Raw genomic sequence first — 17337 nt, forward strand, 5'->3', positions numbered from 1 at the left:
ACAGCGCTCTCCGCCGCCACTGTTTCGTTGGCACGCTGCCGTTCAGGGACACCGCGTTGTAGTGCGGATTCGGCAACCGCACTGATCCCACCATGTCGTGCTGCGGTGCCTGGCTCAGGCCCAACTCATCGAACCGGGCCGTGACCGCGTCGACGATGTCCATCGTGTAGACATAGCGGTCGTTCTCAGTCCACCAGGTGTCGTCGCGGAGCACTCCGGCGAGCGCGGTCGTGAATGCCGCCTCTCTGGCCGGCTGGTCGTGATCGGCTGATCCGATCACCGCGAGGCTGGGCTTGCTGCGCGGGTCCGCGAAGGTGTACCGCTGGAGTTCCGCACGGAACGCCGCGGCGATGTCCTGCACTCCACCGGCCGCGCTGCACGCGTCGATGAGCAGGAGGATCTGCTTCACCTTCTTCGCGGCGAGCAACTGTCCCAGCGTCCGGCCGGCCACTGCGTTGTCGTCGCGCGGACGGGTCGGCGTCTCCCGCGACCAGAGGTAGAGATGGTTGCCGTGCGTGCTGCCATGACCCGCCCAGTACAGCACCACAAGCTCGTCCGAACTGGGTGTCCACTCGCCCGACGCTCGCCGGATCGCCGGCTCGGAACCATCACGGGCCAGGTCGAACGGGTCGACGGTCAGACCGAATCTGCCGAACTCGGCAACCGTCGCCGCGACGGCGGGGGCAGGATCCGCAGCGGAGCCACATGATCGAACTCGTCGATGACGACCGAGGCGATGCAGCCGTTCCCCGTCGCGGCGAGCGGTGGGCCGACAATGACTCACTTCGGAGGGCGCCGGCGGTCGACGGACCTGAGCCTCGCCCTCGACGCGACCGGCGTCGCCTACCACCCGGACCTCCCCGACCTCGACGTGTCGGCGTTTGCCGGAGACGGCACCGTCGCCCCGTTCTCCTGCCTCCCGGCCGGGCACGACTCGACTGACAAGGCGACGTACTGGCCGGTGCGGCACTCCGGGTTGCAGAGCGACCCCCGCGTGCTGGACCACCTCGTCGATGCCGTCAACGGGATAGACCTCGGCGCCGCGCTCGGCCCCGAGCCGGAGCTGAGCCTGACCCTCCCCGAAGTGGTGCGGCGGGCTTGCCCTGCCCCATCCACGTCACCGCCGATGTCGAAGACCTGCCGTTGCGGCTGCACATCGAAGACCCGCACGGCCGGCCACTGAGCCCGCCGACGGCACTTCGGCTGGCCGGTGACGGTTACCACGCCGCCCCCATGCTGCCGGGAGGAGCCTGGCACGTGTCGGTCCGGACCTCGGGGATCTCACCAGCGACCGAGGTTGGCGACATCGTCGTGGCGGCCGGCACGATCTGAGGCTTCCTGACAACCGTGGCGGCTTTCGAGGCGGCACCGAAGCTGTCGCCGACGATGACGCCCTGTGCCCGGTAGGTGAGGAAGCGGGCCAGGCCCGGGGTGTACGCGGCTCTCAGGCCGCTCCGGCGCTCACCGCGATTTCGCCGTTCATGCCGGCCGGGTAGAAGCCACCCGAAGTCACCGAGGTCGGGCTCAAGTACACGATGTTCAAGACGGACTGGGCCGCTCGGCCGTAGCACATCCCATTTTCATCGGTGGGGATGAAATTCGGGTCGGCCGCCGTGCCGACGTCCTGGTCGTCATCCGTCGGACCATCAAGACTGTTGCGCGCGTCAGAGATTTTTCGTACCGAGTCGAATACTGTCTCGTCGGTGAGTCCGGCGCTGTAGAGCGCGGATCGGACAATCCCCGCGTGGTACGCCTCAGTGGCCAGCAGGCCGGCTGCCGCATCCAGGTACGTTTTGTTCGACAGCAGTGACGCGGAGCCTTTGAACGCCGACACTCCGACGTCTTCGAAGAGGAACGCCGCAAAGAGGAAGTTGAGGTCGTTCGCGTACGGATCAAAGCTTTCGCCCTGCTTGATCAGACCAGCGGCAGTCGCCGCCGCGGTGAAGCTCGCGTCCAGCGAAATCGCGGGACGAGCAACGGCGGCGTTGCCGAGCGCGGACCGCAGAAAGGCCACGTGCTGCATCTCGTCAGCGGCGATTTCCTTCGCGAACCTCTGCACGAAGTTGCTGCTGAAGTTGACTGAACCTCCGCCGGACACCTCGCCGCGCACCCCGTTGCCGGTAGTCATCTCGTCGGGAAGCCCGGATCCTGTCGTCGCGCGGAGATAGAACTCAGCTTCGAGATATTCGAGATTGAGCGCGAAGTTGAGGATAGCCGCGTCGCTCGGCGAGCCGCCACCCGCCGGGTCGGCTGCGCACACCCCAGGATCTACCAAGGCCGTTAGCCTTCGCCGATCAATTTCGGATTCTGCACTGCGTGACACCGCCTCAGAGATGAACCACTTGTCCATGCTGCCTCCGTTTGGTGCATCCAGGTGCTAGCTGTCCGTCTCAGCCAACCTGGCGGAAATGGATGACTCTCACGTTAGCTGCGCGACGAACCTCAGGAATTGATTGTGGAAAGGCGGTACGAGGCGAATCCAGCATCGACTACGCTCCGCGCGATGAAACTGCACTCACACCGGACCAGGCCGCCAACGTCCGCGCGCATCAGCCTGCGTGGCGCTCGAACAGAACGTCGGCGTCCTTCCAGCACTCGTGCGCCTTCGGGGGCGCGAGAGCCCGCGCCTGCCGGAACTGGTCCTTGGTCATGCCGCTGCTCCGGGCCTGGTAGGCGTCGAGGGCCAGTTGACGACGTGGGGGATCGGAGTCGGGGGCCGCGTAGAACTTCCCGTCCCGCAGCAGGGCCTTCACCGCATCCGGTCCCATTCCCAGCTCTTCACCGATCGCGGCGCGGCTCATCCCCGACTCCTGAAGGGCGACCGCCCGCTGGCAGCGCTCAAGTCGTGCGGCACGTGTTGCGGCGTTCGCGTCGGGGTTGGTGGTGCGGGGTGCCGGTGAACCGGGCTTCCTGGGGCGCTGGAGCCGTGGATCGCTTGCTCCGCCGAACAGGGCACTCGGCACCGGCCGTGCCTCACCGATGATCCACGACGCGAAGACGTTGTGCAGGTTGCCGAGGTCCGCCGAGGTCACGCCGACGAGGCGGATTCCCGTGCGAGCCGCGAGTTCGATCTTCCGCGTCATCTTGTTCGCGTAGGCCGGCTCGTCCGGGAGACCCCAGGCCTCGACGTAGGTGCCGTCGTCGAGCAGCCAGTCGGCCCGCAGGCCCGTGGTGTTGAGGTCGGGATCATAGGGCCAGTAGGGCTCGACCTCGTGGGCGATGCCGTTCACGGTCAGGAAGTCGTCGACGTGCCGTTCGAGGAGGGACCGGCACAGGTGGCCGTCCGAGGCGACGGTGACGGTGCCGCGCGCCAACTGCACCCCGTCGCCGAGCAGTCCCGCCCGCTTCAGCCAGTCCGCCCAGATGAGCGGCGCGCGCTGCTCGGCTCCGGCATCCGCACGGCGGACCCGGGCCCGCGGAACGTGCATGCGGACGAGCATGGCGCGATCCGTGGCGGTCGGTTCCGCTGTCGACACCAGCCGCGGGATCTGCGCCTGGCTGGGCGGGCCGCCCAGCTCCACGGCGAGCTGCTGCAGGCACCAGAGGGCCAGTGGTTCCCACGACTCGTCGGCGCCGCGGTCGACCAGGAACCCCTTCACCGCCTTACGGGCGCATCCGGAGCAGTACGCGAGCGGCCTGGCTCCCGGCTCCTCGCGCCGGGTTGCGGTCAGTGCGTCTCTGCCGCAGAGACGACAGGGAACGGGCTGCTGACCGTGCTGGTACTCGCCGTGGTCGTGCGGACCGAACAGGGACTCCAGGTCACGCAGGTAGTAGCTGTCGTGGTGGAGCCAGTAGGTGTCGTTCTCAGCGAAGATCCGGTTCTGCTTCTCGTCGGTCCACCGCAGGGGCGACAGCTCGGCCAGCCCGTTGGGAAACACGTCCCGGTGACGGGCCCACATCCGCCACACCTGCTGCTCGGCCAGGTCCGACGCCCGGCGTGACTCGGTCGCGTACCGGTCGGTGACACCGAGGTGACGGAGAAACTGCTGGGGATCGGGTGCGGCCCAGCGAGTGGCGACGGGGACGATGCCGTGCCGCCGCAGGAGGATCTCGGCGGGCTCCCGGTACGCGTCGGCGTGGACGTGAAGAACGTCGGTCCCGGGGTCGTACCACCCCATCGAAGGCCCGGTGCCACGCGGTGTGAGAAGCCACCGCGCACCCCGGTGCACCAGCACCGCGTCGGGAAACCAGTCCCCGACAACCGCGTCGTGTTGCGCGATGCCCGCGCGTTCGAGCGCGTCCAGAGCCGTCCGCCGGTGGCGCTCGTCGTCGAGGAACAGCACCCCGTCCTTGACCTGCCCGAGGCGGCCTCCGGCCTGGTTGACGACGTGGACCAGGTGGTTGCCGAACACGGACCGTTGCTGGACGCGCAGCGGTGTGGGGGAGACGTCGGCGGGTGTGGCCCGCCACTGGCGTACGTGGCCCTCGGCTTGCGCTTCGAGCAGCACGGCCTGCTCGACCCGTGCCGGCGGAACGTGCTCCCTTGCCTGTGCGGCCAGCACGGACGTGACGAGAGCGCGGTCCGCTCCCCGGCCCGCCGGGGTCCCACCACGGCGCAGGAAGTCGTCGATGAGCGCGAGCGCCTCTTCGGGTGCGGGCACCGACAGCTGCAACTCGCCGTCCGACCGACCGGCCTTCACCCGGGCATGGCAACCGATCTCCGCCGGCTGCGCCGCCCCCGCCAGGTCGTGGAAGCGGTCTCCTCCGACGAAGCGGTGGTCGGCGTCGTACACGAAGGCCATGTGCCGGTCCCGGTACGACCCGCCGTACGTGATCGGCTGGGCGATCGAGATCGCCTTGGGGTTGTAGTCGTTGTCCGGTCGGGGGACGAGCGCCACGACGACGTCGATCCACTCGTCCCGACTCCCGCCGCCGTGGCGCAGCAGCTCGATTTCGACGAACTCGGTGAACCGTGCTCTCACCCACGTCGCGAAGTCGACTCGGCGCTGCCCATGGGGGAGCATCCACAGGCCGTGCTCGGCGCTGAACGTGATCGCTGCTGACACGAGAGCGAATGATGCCAGGGATGATCAAGGAAGCTGCGGGGGGTCGGGGCACGTCAACCTCGTGGCGCTGGCCGAGGTCACTGTTCGCCGAATCGCTGCGAGGATCCGATGGCAGACACGTCCGTGTGCCGGCGCAGCGAGGTCCGTGGGCTTCCGTCGTGCCGCCGCGACAGCTGCGGTATCTGCTTCCGCACTTCCCGGATGGTGTCAACAAAGGCCGCGACATCGTCGCGTTCTTCTCGCACGACGGAATGCCTCTGTCGTAAACAAGACACACGAACATCGGCCCCGGCGAGCTGAGCGGAAATCGGTTGGCCGACGTATTGATTGGCGTACCGGAGCAGCGCGATGCCGGCCTGGCGGAAGGTCTCATCTTCCCATCGGGCGCCTCGGCCGGTCACTGAGGACAGACGCCGGAGACACCCGGGCCGAGCTGGGCTTCGTCGTCCACAAGGGCCGTCCAGGCCACCATCGTCGATCGGCGTACGTCATGCCCGAAGCGTCGGATGAAGCTCCTACCACCCATCCGTCCGATGTGGTAACTCGGCTCGGACGCGACGACCGTGCGTTGATTGACGGTGAACGTTCGGGTGTCTTTGCCGACTGTCCATCTTGGTATGGTCGAGCCCAATCCTGGGGGGAACGATGCCGGAAACCGAACTTGTCAGATTTGTTGTCCGTGACGGCACCTCGGTCATTGTCGAGGTGGAGGAGGAGCGCCGGGGCTCGACTCCCGCTGGCAGGCGGGTGAATGGCGTCCGGGAGGCGCGGGAATTCTTCGAGGCGAACCTGACTCATATTCGCGATGCGGCCGAAGCCGTCCTCGCCGACCTGCGCAGAGCGTCCAGCCCCGACGAGATCAAGATCGGATTCGGGGTGAAGTTGACGACCGAGGTGGGCGCGGTGATCGCCCGTTCCGCGGTGGAGGGCAACATCTCGGTTGAGCTGCTCTGGCGCCGCGACGACTCCACGGACACCCGCACGCCATGACCGGTGTGGATGAGGCGTGGCGCTTGGAGGTGACCGGCGCCAGCACGGGGTGCGGCTTCGCCGTCACACCCACCCGCGCGCTCACCTGCGCCCACCTCATCGCACCCGGCCAACGGCAGTGCCGGGTCGCCTCGCTGCCCGGCATCCGTGCGGTGGACGTGCCCAGTGCCTTTGACAGCGGCGTCAACCCGGTTCCGGACGTTGCCACGATCGACATCACTGGTCATCCGGCGGACGCCGTCGCGCCGATGGGGCCGGCAACCCGACCCGCTCCGGGAACGATCCTCGACCTCTTCGGGCTTCCGGACCGCGGCCAGGAAGGCCGCCGCAGCCAGGCGCGCGTCTCAGGCCCGAGTCGCACCGGCGAATGGCTCCAGATCGACGCCGTCCACGGCCACACGGCATGGGTCGAGCCCGGGTTCAGTGGCGGTGCCGCCACGGACGCTGCCACGGGACTCGTCGTCGGCATGGTCGTCAGCGCGGACAGGTCGCTCGCGGAGCGATCCGCCTGGATCATTCCCAACGACACCATCGTCGGGAGCGCGCCGTGGCTCGCCGCTGTGCTCGCCGACCCGCTCGCCGGAGACCCCGACCACGTCGCCGTGCTGCGGTCCCTCGACGCCCGGCGCTACACCGCGGCTCTCGACCGCCTCCCCGATCTGCACAGCAGGCACCGCCGCAGCTCGGATCTGTACTACTACTGGGCACTCGTGCTGCTCCAAGGTGTCCGCCCGGCGAACCACTCCGGCGAGGTCATCGACGGCATCGAGCGGCTGCTGGGCGAGGCATGCCGCCTCGACCCGGGCTCGGCACACGCGAAGGCGCTCCTGGCGCTGGTCCGTGAGGACTACTACGGTCTGCGCAGCCTGCCGGTGTCAGGTCGCGACGGCCACTACGACCCGGCCACAAGCCACGTGTCGACCGGCCACGCGATCGAAATCGTCAGCCACGTCCCGGCGACGGAGTGTCTGACCTGGCGCAACCTCTATCGGCGATCCATGGGATGAGTGGCATGACACAGAACCACACGACGCAGAACCCCACTCGGCAAGAGTTGGTACACAAGTACTTCAACCTGGTGCCGCAGAAGCCCTCGTACGTCGGGGCCCTGATCGCGCTCGGCGGCGGCGGCCTGCTCCTGGTCGTCGGCCTGTTGTCGCTCGTCGGTGCCTCCGCCGACAGCGGCCTGGCTGGTCTGGCATGCCTTGGCTGCCTGGGCATCCTCGGCGGTGGTGCCGCCGTCGTCTTCGGTGGGATCAAGCTCGCCGGGACGTACTCGGCCTACAACTCGGCGGTCGCCGCGGCCTATCCCCGCGCCACCGACAGCCAGATGGACGGCTGGCTGCAGGAGGGTGAGAACTACGCGGCGGACGCCGGTCGTCGGCGGTTGAACCGGCACCCGGGCGAAGTCACCCTCAAGTGGGGCGAGAACCTCCTGGTCTTCCACGGTCTGCCGCCGGAGATCCCGTACCAGATCGCTCGTGGTGCTGACGGCGTCCTGCGCGCCTCGCTCTACAAGATCCTGGTGGTCTACCTGTCGAACTATCGGCTCCTGACCTACGAGTCCATCCTCGACATGCGGACCGGCGCGACGGTCAGCGACGCGACGAAGGAATACCACCTGCAGAGTGTGGACGGCCTGGAGACCGCCAGTGACCGGGTGAACTTCTTCCTCCCGCCGGCGAACCAGGCGCCGCCCCCCGGCCAGCCGATGCCGCAGAACCCGACGGCGATCCCGATCGCCACCGCCACCGGGAGCATCGTGCACGTGACCGGCAGGCAGACGCTGCGGCTCATGGTCGCCGGACGACCCGCCATCGAGCTGGTGATGGGTATCTCCGCCACCGACCAGCTCCACATCGAGGGTGTCTCGGGCTCGACCACCGAGGGCATGATCCATACCCTTCGGGAATACCTACGCCGTCACAACGGCGGCATCTCGGGGCAGACGAGCATGCCCAGCAGCCTCCCGCCGCTGCCACCGCTCGGCCCGGAGTGACGCCGACGACGTCGGCGCGGTGACCACGAAGGTCGACGACGCTGGGGTCAGCCGTGCCGGTGGCGCGCTGGTCCCGGTGTCGTGTGGGTATCGCCCGATGCACCGTGGGTCGCGGGAGACACCACCTGACGCAGCGCGGACACGGTGAGCTGACCGAGGCTCGGCACCTGGACCGCCCCGAGCTGCCCCTGGTCACCGACCAGCACCACCGGGCATCCGGCGGCGACCGCGCTGGCAACACCCGTGGGGGAGTCCTCGACGACGGCGCAACGGCCGGGCGGCAGACCCAGCCGCCGTGCCGCCAACAGGTACGGGTCGGGGGCGGGCTTCGTCCGCTTCACGTCGTCGCCGCAGACCACCACGTCGAAGCGGGGAGCACCGGGATGACCAAGCAGAGCGTCGAGGATGTACCGGCTGCTCGACGTGACGAGCCCGACGGGCACACCGTCCGCCCGCAGCGCCGTGATCAGGCGTACGCCGTCGGCCTGCCAGCTCGTCGCCCGGTCACGGTAGAGCTGCCGCACCGCCGCCTCGACCTCCGCCACATCTGCCGCCGGGTCCCACTCGGACCAGCCGATCCGGCGGTGGATCGTCGTGATGGCCTCCAGCGCGGTGAGGCCGAGCAGGCCGTCAGTCGCCCCGGCCGGAACGGGCTGTCGCCCGTTGATCAGGGCTACGAAAGCGGACCGCCAGATTGGCGCGGTATCGACCAGGGTGCCGTCGAGGTCGAACAGCACTGCCCACTCATCCATGCCGGTCATGCTGCTCCTCGGTAGGCCACGAATCAACGCGCCATCCTGGCTGGGCCAGGATGCTGGCCGATACGATCGGCGAACCGCTTTCCCGACGGAGGATGTGCTGATGTACCGGGTCGAGCAAGCGATCGCCTTCGTTCTCGACCGGGCGAAGGCCGACCCCGTCGGACTTGCCTTCCTGGTCGGGGAGCGGTTGATGCTGACCTGCGCGCACGTGGTGAATGTGGCGCTGGGCCGTCCCGCCCGACAGGTGGAAAGAGTTCCGAAGAACAGCCGCGTCTCGCTGCATTTCGCTCTGCTGGGGGCGTCGAACAGTTGGATCGAACGCAGCGCCGAGGTGGTGGCGTGGTTGCCGACCGGTGACGACTTCGACGTGGCTGACGTCGCGGTGCTCAGGCTCGGCGAGGGCCTTGCCGGCAGTGGCGCGGAACCGCTTCGCATCCGGGCGGACCTGAAGGACCGTTACAACGTGCCGGTGCAGATGTGGGGGCCCGGCCAGGGGCGTGACCTGGGCAGGCATGTGCAGGGCCGGTTGCTCGGCGCGGTCGGCAGACACCGGTTGCAGGTCGACGAGGTGGTGCACCGGGTCTTTCGGGTTCAGCGCGGGTTCAGCGGAGGGCCGGTCTGGGATCCCGCCACCTCCGCGGTGTTCGGCATGCTCCAGGCGATCACCACCGACGACTCGGCCGAGGTGCTCGTGCTCGACGGCGCCTTGCTGGAGCGAGCGTTGGCAGCGGTCGCCACCGCGCGACCCGGTCTGGTGCTGATACACGACCATGGCGAGGTCCATTACGACGGCACGCAATACACCCTGCGCCAACGGCGTGTGCTGCACCACGGCGGCACCGCCCCGCGCGCGAAGTACGAGATGAAAGTGTCAGTGCAGCGCTTTCTCAACGACGAGGCCGTTCGTAATCTGCGCCACCACGCGCAGCACCCACTCAGTGTTGACGACCCTGTTCGTGACATCGGCCTACGGGCCTGGTGCGTTTTCGACGGTGAATCCCATCCGATGGATGCCAAGCCGACAAAGGTGCGGCACGAGGAGATCAACTTCGACCTCTGTTTTCCGGCGTCGAAACTGCTGACCCCGGGGCAGCAGGTTGTCGTCGAGTACACGTACCGCGTCAGTGACGAGATCTGGGGGCAGTGGTACAAGCGCAACATCAAGCCGAACACCGACCGGTTGTCGGTGGAGGCGCACCTGCCGACCGAGTTGGAGCCGGAGTGCTGGGGCGTGACCTCGCTGCCGTCGGAGACGGACCTCGAACCGTTGCCGGACGTCCAGATACGGGTCGAGGATGACCACACCATCTACTCCTGGGACCGAACCGCAGAGGAGGACGACCTCGCCGAGGAGCGTCGCATCCGGCTGGACTGGTTCTTCTGGAAGCGCATCCCGGACAGCAGTGTCTGCGCCGACGCGCCGAGCGTCCTTCGGCAGTTCGGCATCAGGCAGCTGCGGGGCGCGGCACGCGGGCGACGGGCGTCGGAGCTGCCGGTCAAGACGCGGGAGATCAACTTCGACTCACCGAGCGACCGGCTACTGGCCGGGCGGGTGCTCGCGCACCTGCGCCGCGTCGCCGGATGGGTCAACCGGTACCACTCGTTCAAGCCCGAGGTGAGTATGGGGATCGCCGCCCCTCAGCTCGGCATGGCCTACGCCATCGCGATCGTCAAGGTGCCAGGTTCACGGGACTACATCGAGCTGATCAACCCGAGCGTGCTGGAGCGGACCGACGAGGAGGTCCGCGACTATGAGGGATGCCTGAGCTTCTTCGACGTCCGCGGCATCGTTCAACGGCCCTACGGTCTTCGCGTACGCCATCGGACCGCAGCGGGCGACCTGCGAGACGTCGTACTCACGGGAGGGCTCGCCCGCAGCGTCGCTCACGAGATCGACCACCTGAACGGCAAGGTCTACACCGACGCTGACCGCATGCCCGAGGGCGAGGAGCCTGTCGACGTCCCCCGTTACCGTCGGCTGCGGGAGGAGGGCGCGTTCACCGCGCCGGTGCCCCCGACGCAGTTGAGGTGGCAGCAGCCAGGGGCTCACTCCGCCGCCAGGTGACGTTCACGGTGAACGTCGCCTCGGTGGTTCCCTTGGTGAAGATGAGACCGGTCTCTCCGCCGATGGCCAGGCCGAGTTCGACGGAGATCTCATCCGGCGCCGCCGCCGACCGCAGCCGGCCGATGACGGTACGCAACGCGGGCAGCACCCTCTCCAGCGACGCGGTCAACGTGGTCGCCGCCCACTGGCCCCGGCCGTCGTCCGCCGCGGCGAGTTCGATCCCCGCGAGGTCGCGGCGGTCCACCTCCACCTCCACGTATTCATCGCTACCCTCGGCGACCGGAACCTTGAGCAGCACAGTGCTCATGCACTCTCCCCGGGTTTGATGTCACGAACCGTGTCTGTCGTCTGAGCAATGTGTAGCAGTTGATCGCCCGTCAGCGGAAGGCGAACGGGTCGCGGCCGGTGCGCCGGGGGCGATCCCGGTCCACGGTGCTGGCGCGGACGCACCGCGTTGGTCAGACTTGAGCTCGATGGGGGGACGGGCGATGGACACCTCCGCTCAGGACGAGGCCGCTGCGGCGTTCGTCCGGGAGCTCGCGTACTGGCGCCGCTACCGCGCGATGTCCAAGAAGACGCTCGCCGGCCGGATCGGGTTCGACCCCTCGTACGTCAGCCACATGGAGAGCGGGCGGCATCAGCCCACAGAGGAGTTCGCCCGCCGTGTCGAGGCGGTGTTGGAGACCGGGAACCGCGTGTGGCAGCGGTACGTCGTCTTCGCCGGCACCAGACGGCAGCGTGGTCTGAGCCTGGCTCCCGCTCCTACCGCGATCGCGCCGCCGGCTGGCCCGCACCTGGTGATCGAGGAAGAGTTGGCCTCCCTCGCCCTCGTCGACGGCTGGTACGAGTGCCGGATCTGGCGGCACCTGCACAGCGTCGGCACCGAGCCGATCACCCGGCACACGGTGCAGATCGACATCGACCGGTTCCCCGACGACCCCGAACGATCCATGGCGTTTCACGCCCGCCATCCGCTCAGCACCGACGAGGTCGACTTCCGGGCCTCGATCGGCGTCGACCAGCCGGAACCCATGAAGTGGAAGGTCACCCGCAGCCGAAACGCCTTCCTGAAGATCGTTCTTCTGTTCGGCAGCGACGGGGTTCCCTACCCGCTCTATCCTGGTCAGCGCACGTTGATCCACTACGCCTACCGGGTGCCGGAGTGGAAGTTCGGCGACTGGCTCCAGCGCGACATCCGGCTGCCCACGCGGCGACTGAACATCAGGCTCTCGTTCCCCTCCTCCAGCCATCCTGCGGTCTGGGGCAGCGAGACATCCTTCACCACCGATGTGACGACCGACGTGACTCCGTCTTCCCGAGAGCGCGACGGTCTGGTCGAGTACGAGTGGGAGGTGCCCCGGCCCCGACTACGCGCCCAGTACCGGCTGAACTGGCGCTACCCCGATCTGAGTCTGCGGTGACCGGAGCGACGCGCCCGCGCGCAATGCGCGGGGTCAGCCCTCGCCGGGGCGGACCAACCCGCTCTCGTACGCGATGACCACGAGCTGGGCGCGGTCACGGGCGTTCAGCTTGTGCAGCAGGCGACTCACGTAGGTGCGGGCGGTGTCCGGGCTGAGGTGCAGGGCCGCCCCGATCTCCACATTCGACCGGCCGGTGCCGACCTGTGCCAGCACGTCGCGTTCCCGCCCGGTGAGCCCGGTCAGCCGGGCCGGGTCCGCGACGGGGGTGCGGGCCGCCGCGGCGATCACCCGCCGGGTCACCGCCGGTGACAGCAGCGCGTCCCCGCCGGCCACCACGCGGACCGCGTCCCGCAGGGCGTCGGGCGGGGTGTCCTTGAGCAGGAAGCCGGCCGCGCCGGCGCGAATGGCCTCGAAGAGGTACTCGTCGTCGTCGAAGGTGGTCAACATGACCACCCGGACGTCGGCCAGCGTCGGGTCGGTGAGGATGCGCCGGGTTGCCTCGATACCGTCGCCGCCGGGCATCCGGACGTCCATCAGCACCACGTCGGGCCGGTGCTCGCGAACGACCGCCAGGCCCACTCGGCCGTCGCCGGCTTCGCCGACCACGGTGATGTCCGCGGCGCGTTCCAGCAACGCGCGGAGCCCGGTGCGCACCAGGTGCTGGTCATCGACGAGGACGACGCGTACGTCGCTCATGCGGGGACCCCGGCCAGCGGTAGGTGGACCGAGACGCGGAAGCCGCCCTCGGCGGTCTCGCCGGCGGCGAAGGTTCCGCCGAGCAGGGCAACCCGCTCCGACATGCCGCGCAGCCCCTGACCCGTCTCCACCCCGGCGGCGCCGGGAGATCCCCGGCCGTCGTCGACGACCTCCGCCGACAGCCGGGCCGGGGTGGCCCGGATCGTCACCGTGGCGCGGGTGGCGTGGGCGTGGCGCAGCACATTGGTCAGGGCCTCCTGCACGATCCGGTAGACGGTGCTGCCGACCACCGTGGGCAGGGCGTCGACAGGACCGTCGAGACGCAGCTCGACCGCCAGCCCACCACTGCGCACGCCCTCGACGAGCGGGCCCAACTGGGTGAGACCGGGGGCCGGCTCGCGCGGTCCGGGTTCGCGGCGCAGCGTGCCCAGCGTGGCCCGCAGCTCGGCCATGGCGCTGCCACTCACCGCGTGGATCGCGGCCAGAGCGGCCTCGGCCTGTCCGGGCTCGGCATCGGCAAGGGCCTCCCGGGCCACCGCCGACTGCAGGGTGACCACCGACATCGTGTGTCCGAGCGTGTCGTGCACCTCCCGGGCGATGCGCAGCCGCTCGGCCTCGACCTGCCGGGCGGCCTCCCGACGGCGTTCCTCGGCCGCCGAGGCGGCCTGCCGGGCCAACGCGGCCCGTAGCGAACGCCGGTTGCGCACGGCGTCACCGAGAGCGATGACGGCGAGCATCAGGGCCGCCTCGGAGCCGAGGCCAGCACCGATCACGACGGAGATGTCGTCTCCCTCGATGAGCCGGGCGGCCACCGAGACGGCCAGCAGGCCCCCGCCGACAGCGGCGGCCGGCTGCACCCGACCCCGCTGGGCGGCCAGGTAGAGGATGGCGGCGGCCGGGGCGGCCACGCCGACCGGCGGCAGCTCCAGCGCGTAGTAGCCGAGGATGCCGGCTGCGGTCGCCAGCAGCGCCGGAACCGTCCAACGCCGGGCCACCAGCAGCAGGGTGGCCCACCCGGCCCCGAATCCGCCGGCCAACGCCGCCTGGGCGGCGGACGCGTCCTCGGTCACCACCGCCGCCGTCACCAGGCTCAGGATGGCGACAGCGAGCAGCGCCTCGGTTCGGGTGGGTGAGGTGGCCGGCACGTCCGTGAGCCTAAGTCGGTGCGGACCCGCGCCGCTGCCGTCCGCAGGCAACACCCCCACCCCGCCAGGTACGTCGAGAAGCGATGCCAGCTCGCGCGGCTGCGCGGCAGACGGTGCCGAGTCGGCGACCTAGCGTCGACGGCGACATCACCGATCGTGCCCACCAGGGCCCGGAAATGACGGAGAAGTGCCACTGTGTCCCGTATCAAGCTGACGTGGATCGTGCTCATCGTGCTCGTCTGGGCGGCGATGATGTCCTTTGGTGGGGTCGCGGCCGAGACCGTGATGCTCTACCCGAACATCTTCGGTGACGCGCCCGCCTCGCTGGACCGGGCCCGCGAGTTCCTGGTCGCCGGCGGCCCGAGCGACTACTTCCCACCGCTGGGCGCCTCGGTCGTGCTGACCAGCCTCGCCGCGACCGCCCTCACCTGGCGCAATCGGCGACTGCGGTGGTACGTCGCGGCAGCCGCGGTGGTCTTCATCGCCTGCGAGTTCCTGTTCTCCGTGGTGTTCTTCTGGCCGCGCAACGAGATCATGTTCGTCGACCCGGTCGGCACGCACTCCCCGGAGTATCTGCGCCAGGTCGCCGAGGAGTTCGTCGCCGGCCACTGGGTACGCCTCGCCGGTGGCGCGGTGACCTCCGCGCTGGCGTTCACCGCCCTGCTGCGTTTCGCCCGGGAGACCGCACCGGTACGGGGCGAGCGATGAGCGCCGCGCGGCGTACTCTCGGGTTCTCGTGGCCGGCCCTGGTCGGGCTCGCCGCGTTGGCCGTACCGCGGGTGATCCTGCACGACCTGCACGTCGTGGAGGGAGGGCAGCCAGCCGCCGTGCTGCTCGCGGTCGTACCCCTGATCTGTTGGGTGGCCGCCGTGCTGTGGCGGCGTCCGCCGCGTCCGTTCCTGACGGTGGTGGTGATCGGGGCGGTCCACGGTGTTCTTCTCGCGGTTGGTCACCAGGTGCTGTGGGACGAGGCGTTCGGCGCGACCGAGCCGAGACTCGGCACCGTCGACCCTCGGGCGCAGGAAGCGATCCTTCGGGTGGCGGCGGTGTTCTCCAGTCTCGTCACCGGGGTGCTCACCGGGGTGGTGGCCGGGGCGGTGGCGGCGGCGCTGAGGCGCTTCGTCATGGGGTCGCGGCGAGCCGCCGAGCAGCCGGTCGAGCAGACGTGGGGCGGCCCGGACGACGCGCGGGGGACTCGGCCACCGCACTGCTGACCGGTCAGAGCATCTCGGTGCGGTATTCGGGAGCCAGGTCGGCCGCGCGTCGCCGACGCTCTGCCAGCTCGTCATCGGTGAGCTGCGGCGGCGGTGCGTCTTTACCGGCAACCACGTCGCCGACGCGGAGGAAGTATTCGTCCTGTCCCGCAGGGGTGCAGACGCACAACATGCGGGCGGGCGCGCCGGAGCTGTTGCGGAAGTTGTGCGGCGCGTTGGCCGGGATGTTCACTGTGGAACCGGCGCGGACGAGGTGCCTCTCCCCGCGGAAGGTGAACTCGATCTCGCCTTCGAGGATGGTGAACATCTCCTCGAAGTCGTGCCGGTGCGGTGGCGGTCCTCCGCCGTCGGGGATCCGCATGTCGATGAGGCAGTACTGCCCGTGGGTCTGCTCGCCGGTGACCAGCATGGCGTAGGTGCCTCCGGCGAGGGAGAGGTAGGTGGTCGCGGGGTCGTCGGGGTCGGCCACCGTCAGCGTTCGGTTCGGATCGTCGTCCGGGATGGTCGGGGTGGCCCGGTTGCGGTCGGTCATGCGGCTGTCCCTCCTGGTGTGGCTGCGCGAGGTGAACGGCGCGTGTTCCCTCGTCGCCGCGCTGCCTGGCCCTTACCCCGGATCCGGGGACTTCTCTCCTCACGAGGTGATGAACCGGCCTCGCGGCGACGGCTCGTTCGATTGTCGGGGGTGAGGCCAATCCGGTGCGCGTCCGCTGACGCAACTCCTTCCGCTGCCGCGTCGTTGGTGCGACCAGGGGCGGATGGAGGCGGTCGATGGCGGCGGGGCGGGGTGCCGGGCTACTGCGTCCGCCGACGAGTTCGGGCCGTGCGACGTTCCTGGAACTGTTCTTCGATCTGGCGTTCGTGGTGGCCCTCACCCGGGTCTCGCAACGGTTCGCCGGACTCGGCGAGGACACCGGCTGGACGCTGGTGCTGGGGTTCGGGCGGACGCTCCTGCTCTTTCTGGCGCTCTGGCTGATCTGGTCGCACACCGCCTGGATCACCAGCCGTTACGAACCGGAGCAACCGGTCATTCAGGCCGTCGTGGTCGGCACCATGTTCGCCGGTCTGATCATGGCGGTGACGTTGCCGAGGGCGATGGAGGAGCGGGCGCTGCCGTTCGCTGCCGCGTACCTGATGGTGATGGTGGTGCGGCCGTTGGTGATCGCCGCCGCGCTGCGTGGCCATCCGCGACGGCTGGTGCCGTTCCGGCTTGCCGTGTGGGCCTCGGCGAGCGCGCCACTGTGGTTGGCCGGCGCGCTGGGTCCGGACGACCTCCGCCTGCCGCTGTGGGTTGCCGCTGTCGCTGTCGACTACGTCGCGTGGGCCCTGGGTTGGCCGCTGCCCTGGCTCGGGGCCTCGAAGGTGGCCCGGTGGCGGATCGCCGGGACGCACCTCGCTGACCGGTATCAGCAGATGTTCCTCATCGCACTCGGTGAGTCGATTCTGGTCATCGGCGTGGTTTTCAGTGGCACGGACTATGCGGCGGACCGGGCAACTGCCTTCGCTGTCGCGTTCGCGACCAGCGCGCTGCTCTGGCGAATCTATTTCCACTGCGCGGGTCTGCTCCTGACCGATGCGTTGGACCGGGTGGCCATGCCCGCTCGGCTGGGCACGGCGTTGGAACGGACGCACCTGTTGCTCGTGCTCAGCGTGCTCGTCACGGCGGTCGGCTACGAGTTGGTGATCGATGATCCGTTCGGGCGGCCGAGGCCCAATTGGCTGCTGTTCGTGGTCGGCGGTCCGATGCTCTTCCTCGTCTCCCGTGTCCGGTTGGAGTACGAGATCTTCGGGAGGGTGTCCCGGTCCCAGCCGATCGGACTGGTCGCTCTGCTGCTGTGCACGCCGGCGCTGGCCCACTGGGCGCCGATGGTCGGGCTGAGCGTGGTGGCCGGGGTGCTGGCCCTGGTCGCGCTTGTCGACGCGTGGTGGCGGCGGGGGCGACCGATGGAGGCTCCCGGGTCACCGACCGGAGGGGAGAAGCCCGACGTCGGCGATTCCGAGGCGTGACGCGGCAGCGGGCCCCGGTCAGGCACCGGCGGCTGT

16 protein-coding genes and 1 pseudogene are annotated in these 17337 nt (G+C 69.3%); 9 read left to right on the forward strand and 8 right to left on the reverse strand.

Features of this window, described 5'->3' with window-relative positions; genetic code table 11:
* Window positions 1-109: 109 nt before the first annotated feature.
* Window positions 110-1006: pseudogene (locus tag ACX27O_RS27335) on the reverse strand (caspase family protein); the annotation flags it as partial.
* Window positions 1007-1098: 92 nt separating this feature from the next.
* On the opposite strand from ACX27O_RS27335, the gene ACX27O_RS27340 reads away from it, so the two are divergent.
* On the forward strand, window positions 1099-1332 hold the full coding sequence (locus ACX27O_RS27340) for a hypothetical protein (RefSeq protein WP_309140725.1): 234 nt from the start codon (window positions 1099-1101) through the stop codon (window positions 1330-1332).
* Between the two features lie 112 nt (window positions 1333-1444).
* Here ACX27O_RS27340 and ACX27O_RS27345 read toward each other — a convergent pair whose 3' ends face one another.
* Together ACX27O_RS27345 and ACX27O_RS27350 are read right to left on the reverse strand one after the other, a co-directional pair.
* Window positions 1445-2350 carry a ferritin-like domain-containing protein gene (locus ACX27O_RS27345; protein WP_210858257.1) on the reverse strand — a complete coding sequence of 302 codons (906 nt, stop codon included), beginning with the start codon at window positions 2348-2350 and terminating at the stop codon, window positions 1445-1447.
* A 199-nt stretch (window positions 2351-2549) separates the two neighbouring features.
* Window positions 2550-5006: a hypothetical protein gene (locus ACX27O_RS27350; RefSeq protein WP_458940308.1), complete on the reverse strand. Its 2457-nt coding sequence runs from the start codon at window positions 5004-5006 to the stop codon at window positions 2550-2552.
* Window positions 5007-5651: 645 nt separating this feature from the next.
* Here ACX27O_RS27350 and ACX27O_RS27355 point away from each other — a divergent pair.
* From ACX27O_RS27355 to ACX27O_RS27365, 3 genes are read left to right on the forward strand one after another with little or no spacing between them, the layout of a single operon-like run.
* The gene (locus ACX27O_RS27355; protein WP_210866580.1) at window positions 5652-5996 is read left to right on the forward strand and encodes a CU044_2847 family protein; all 345 of its coding nucleotides are present in this window, start codon (window positions 5652-5654) and stop codon (window positions 5994-5996) included.
* Window positions 5993-7003 carry a S1 family peptidase gene (locus ACX27O_RS27360; RefSeq protein WP_030328326.1) on the forward strand — a complete coding sequence of 337 codons (1011 nt, stop codon included), beginning with the start codon at window positions 5993-5995 and terminating at the stop codon, window positions 7001-7003. The genes ACX27O_RS27355 and ACX27O_RS27360 overlap by 4 nt, the downstream gene beginning before the upstream one ends.
* A 5-nt stretch (window positions 7004-7008) precedes the next feature.
* Window positions 7009-7995 (forward strand): hypothetical protein, encoded by a 987-nt coding sequence (locus tag ACX27O_RS27365; protein ID WP_030328324.1) that lies wholly within the window; start codon window positions 7009-7011, stop codon window positions 7993-7995.
* Window positions 7996-8042: 47 nt separating this feature from the next.
* Here the strand turns inward: ACX27O_RS27365 and ACX27O_RS27370 are convergent, their stop codons facing one another.
* Window positions 8043-8756 carry an HAD family hydrolase gene (locus ACX27O_RS27370; protein ID WP_357637862.1) on the reverse strand — a complete coding sequence of 238 codons (714 nt, stop codon included), beginning with the start codon at window positions 8754-8756 and terminating at the stop codon, window positions 8043-8045.
* Window positions 8757-8856: 100 nt separating this feature from the next.
* Between ACX27O_RS27370 and ACX27O_RS27375 the strand changes: the two genes are divergently transcribed.
* The gene (locus ACX27O_RS27375; protein WP_210866578.1) at window positions 8857-10821 is read left to right on the forward strand and encodes a peptide deformylase; all 1965 of its coding nucleotides are present in this window, start codon (window positions 8857-8859) and stop codon (window positions 10819-10821) included.
* On the opposite strand, the gene ACX27O_RS27380 is transcribed toward ACX27O_RS27375, so the two are convergent.
* Window positions 10754-11128 (reverse strand): CU044_2847 family protein, encoded by a 375-nt coding sequence (locus ACX27O_RS27380; RefSeq protein ID WP_051708143.1) that lies wholly within the window; start codon window positions 11126-11128, stop codon window positions 10754-10756. The two genes, ACX27O_RS27375 and ACX27O_RS27380, sit on opposite strands and share 68 nt — an antisense overlap.
* A gap of 181 nt (window positions 11129-11309) precedes the next feature.
* Between ACX27O_RS27380 and ACX27O_RS27385 the strand changes: the two genes are divergently transcribed.
* Window positions 11310-12242, forward strand: coding sequence for a helix-turn-helix domain-containing protein (locus tag ACX27O_RS27385; RefSeq protein WP_210858259.1), 933 nt, complete (start codon window positions 11310-11312; stop codon window positions 12240-12242).
* Between the two features lie 33 nt (window positions 12243-12275).
* On the opposite strand, the gene ACX27O_RS27390 is transcribed toward ACX27O_RS27385, so the two are convergent.
* Both ACX27O_RS27390 and ACX27O_RS27395 read right to left on the reverse strand, forming a co-directional pair.
* On the reverse strand, window positions 12276-12938 hold the full coding sequence (locus ACX27O_RS27390; protein ID WP_210866577.1) for a response regulator transcription factor: 663 nt from the start codon (window positions 12936-12938) through the stop codon (window positions 12276-12278).
* On the reverse strand, window positions 12935-14083 hold the full coding sequence (locus ACX27O_RS27395) for a sensor histidine kinase (RefSeq protein WP_210866576.1): 1149 nt from the start codon (window positions 14081-14083) through the stop codon (window positions 12935-12937). The genes ACX27O_RS27390 and ACX27O_RS27395 overlap by 4 nt, the downstream gene beginning before the upstream one ends.
* A 195-nt stretch (window positions 14084-14278) precedes the next feature.
* Here ACX27O_RS27395 and ACX27O_RS27400 point away from each other — a divergent pair, with 195 nt between their 5' ends.
* Both ACX27O_RS27400 and ACX27O_RS27405 read left to right on the forward strand, forming a co-directional pair.
* On the forward strand, window positions 14279-14791 hold the full coding sequence (locus ACX27O_RS27400) for a DUF1772 domain-containing protein (RefSeq protein WP_036410727.1): 513 nt from the start codon (window positions 14279-14281) through the stop codon (window positions 14789-14791).
* The gene (locus tag ACX27O_RS27405; RefSeq protein WP_458940309.1) at window positions 14788-15297 is read left to right on the forward strand and encodes a hypothetical protein; all 510 of its coding nucleotides are present in this window, start codon (window positions 14788-14790) and stop codon (window positions 15295-15297) included. Before ACX27O_RS27400 ends, ACX27O_RS27405 begins: the two co-directional genes overlap by 4 nt.
* 4 nt (window positions 15298-15301) lie before the next feature.
* Here ACX27O_RS27405 and ACX27O_RS27410 read toward each other — a convergent pair whose 3' ends face one another.
* The gene (locus ACX27O_RS27410; protein WP_030328307.1) at window positions 15302-15829 is read right to left on the reverse strand and encodes a cupin domain-containing protein; all 528 of its coding nucleotides are present in this window, start codon (window positions 15827-15829) and stop codon (window positions 15302-15304) included.
* Window positions 15830-16065: 236 nt separating this feature from the next.
* Between ACX27O_RS27410 and ACX27O_RS27415 the strand changes: the two genes are divergently transcribed.
* Window positions 16066-17301 carry a low temperature requirement protein A gene (locus ACX27O_RS27415; RefSeq protein ID WP_210859327.1) on the forward strand — a complete coding sequence of 412 codons (1236 nt, stop codon included), beginning with the start codon at window positions 16066-16068 and terminating at the stop codon, window positions 17299-17301.
* The last annotated feature ends 36 nt before the right edge of the window (window positions 17302-17337 follow it).

The sequence above is a fragment of the Micromonospora sp. SD19 genome (assembly GCF_054462275.1).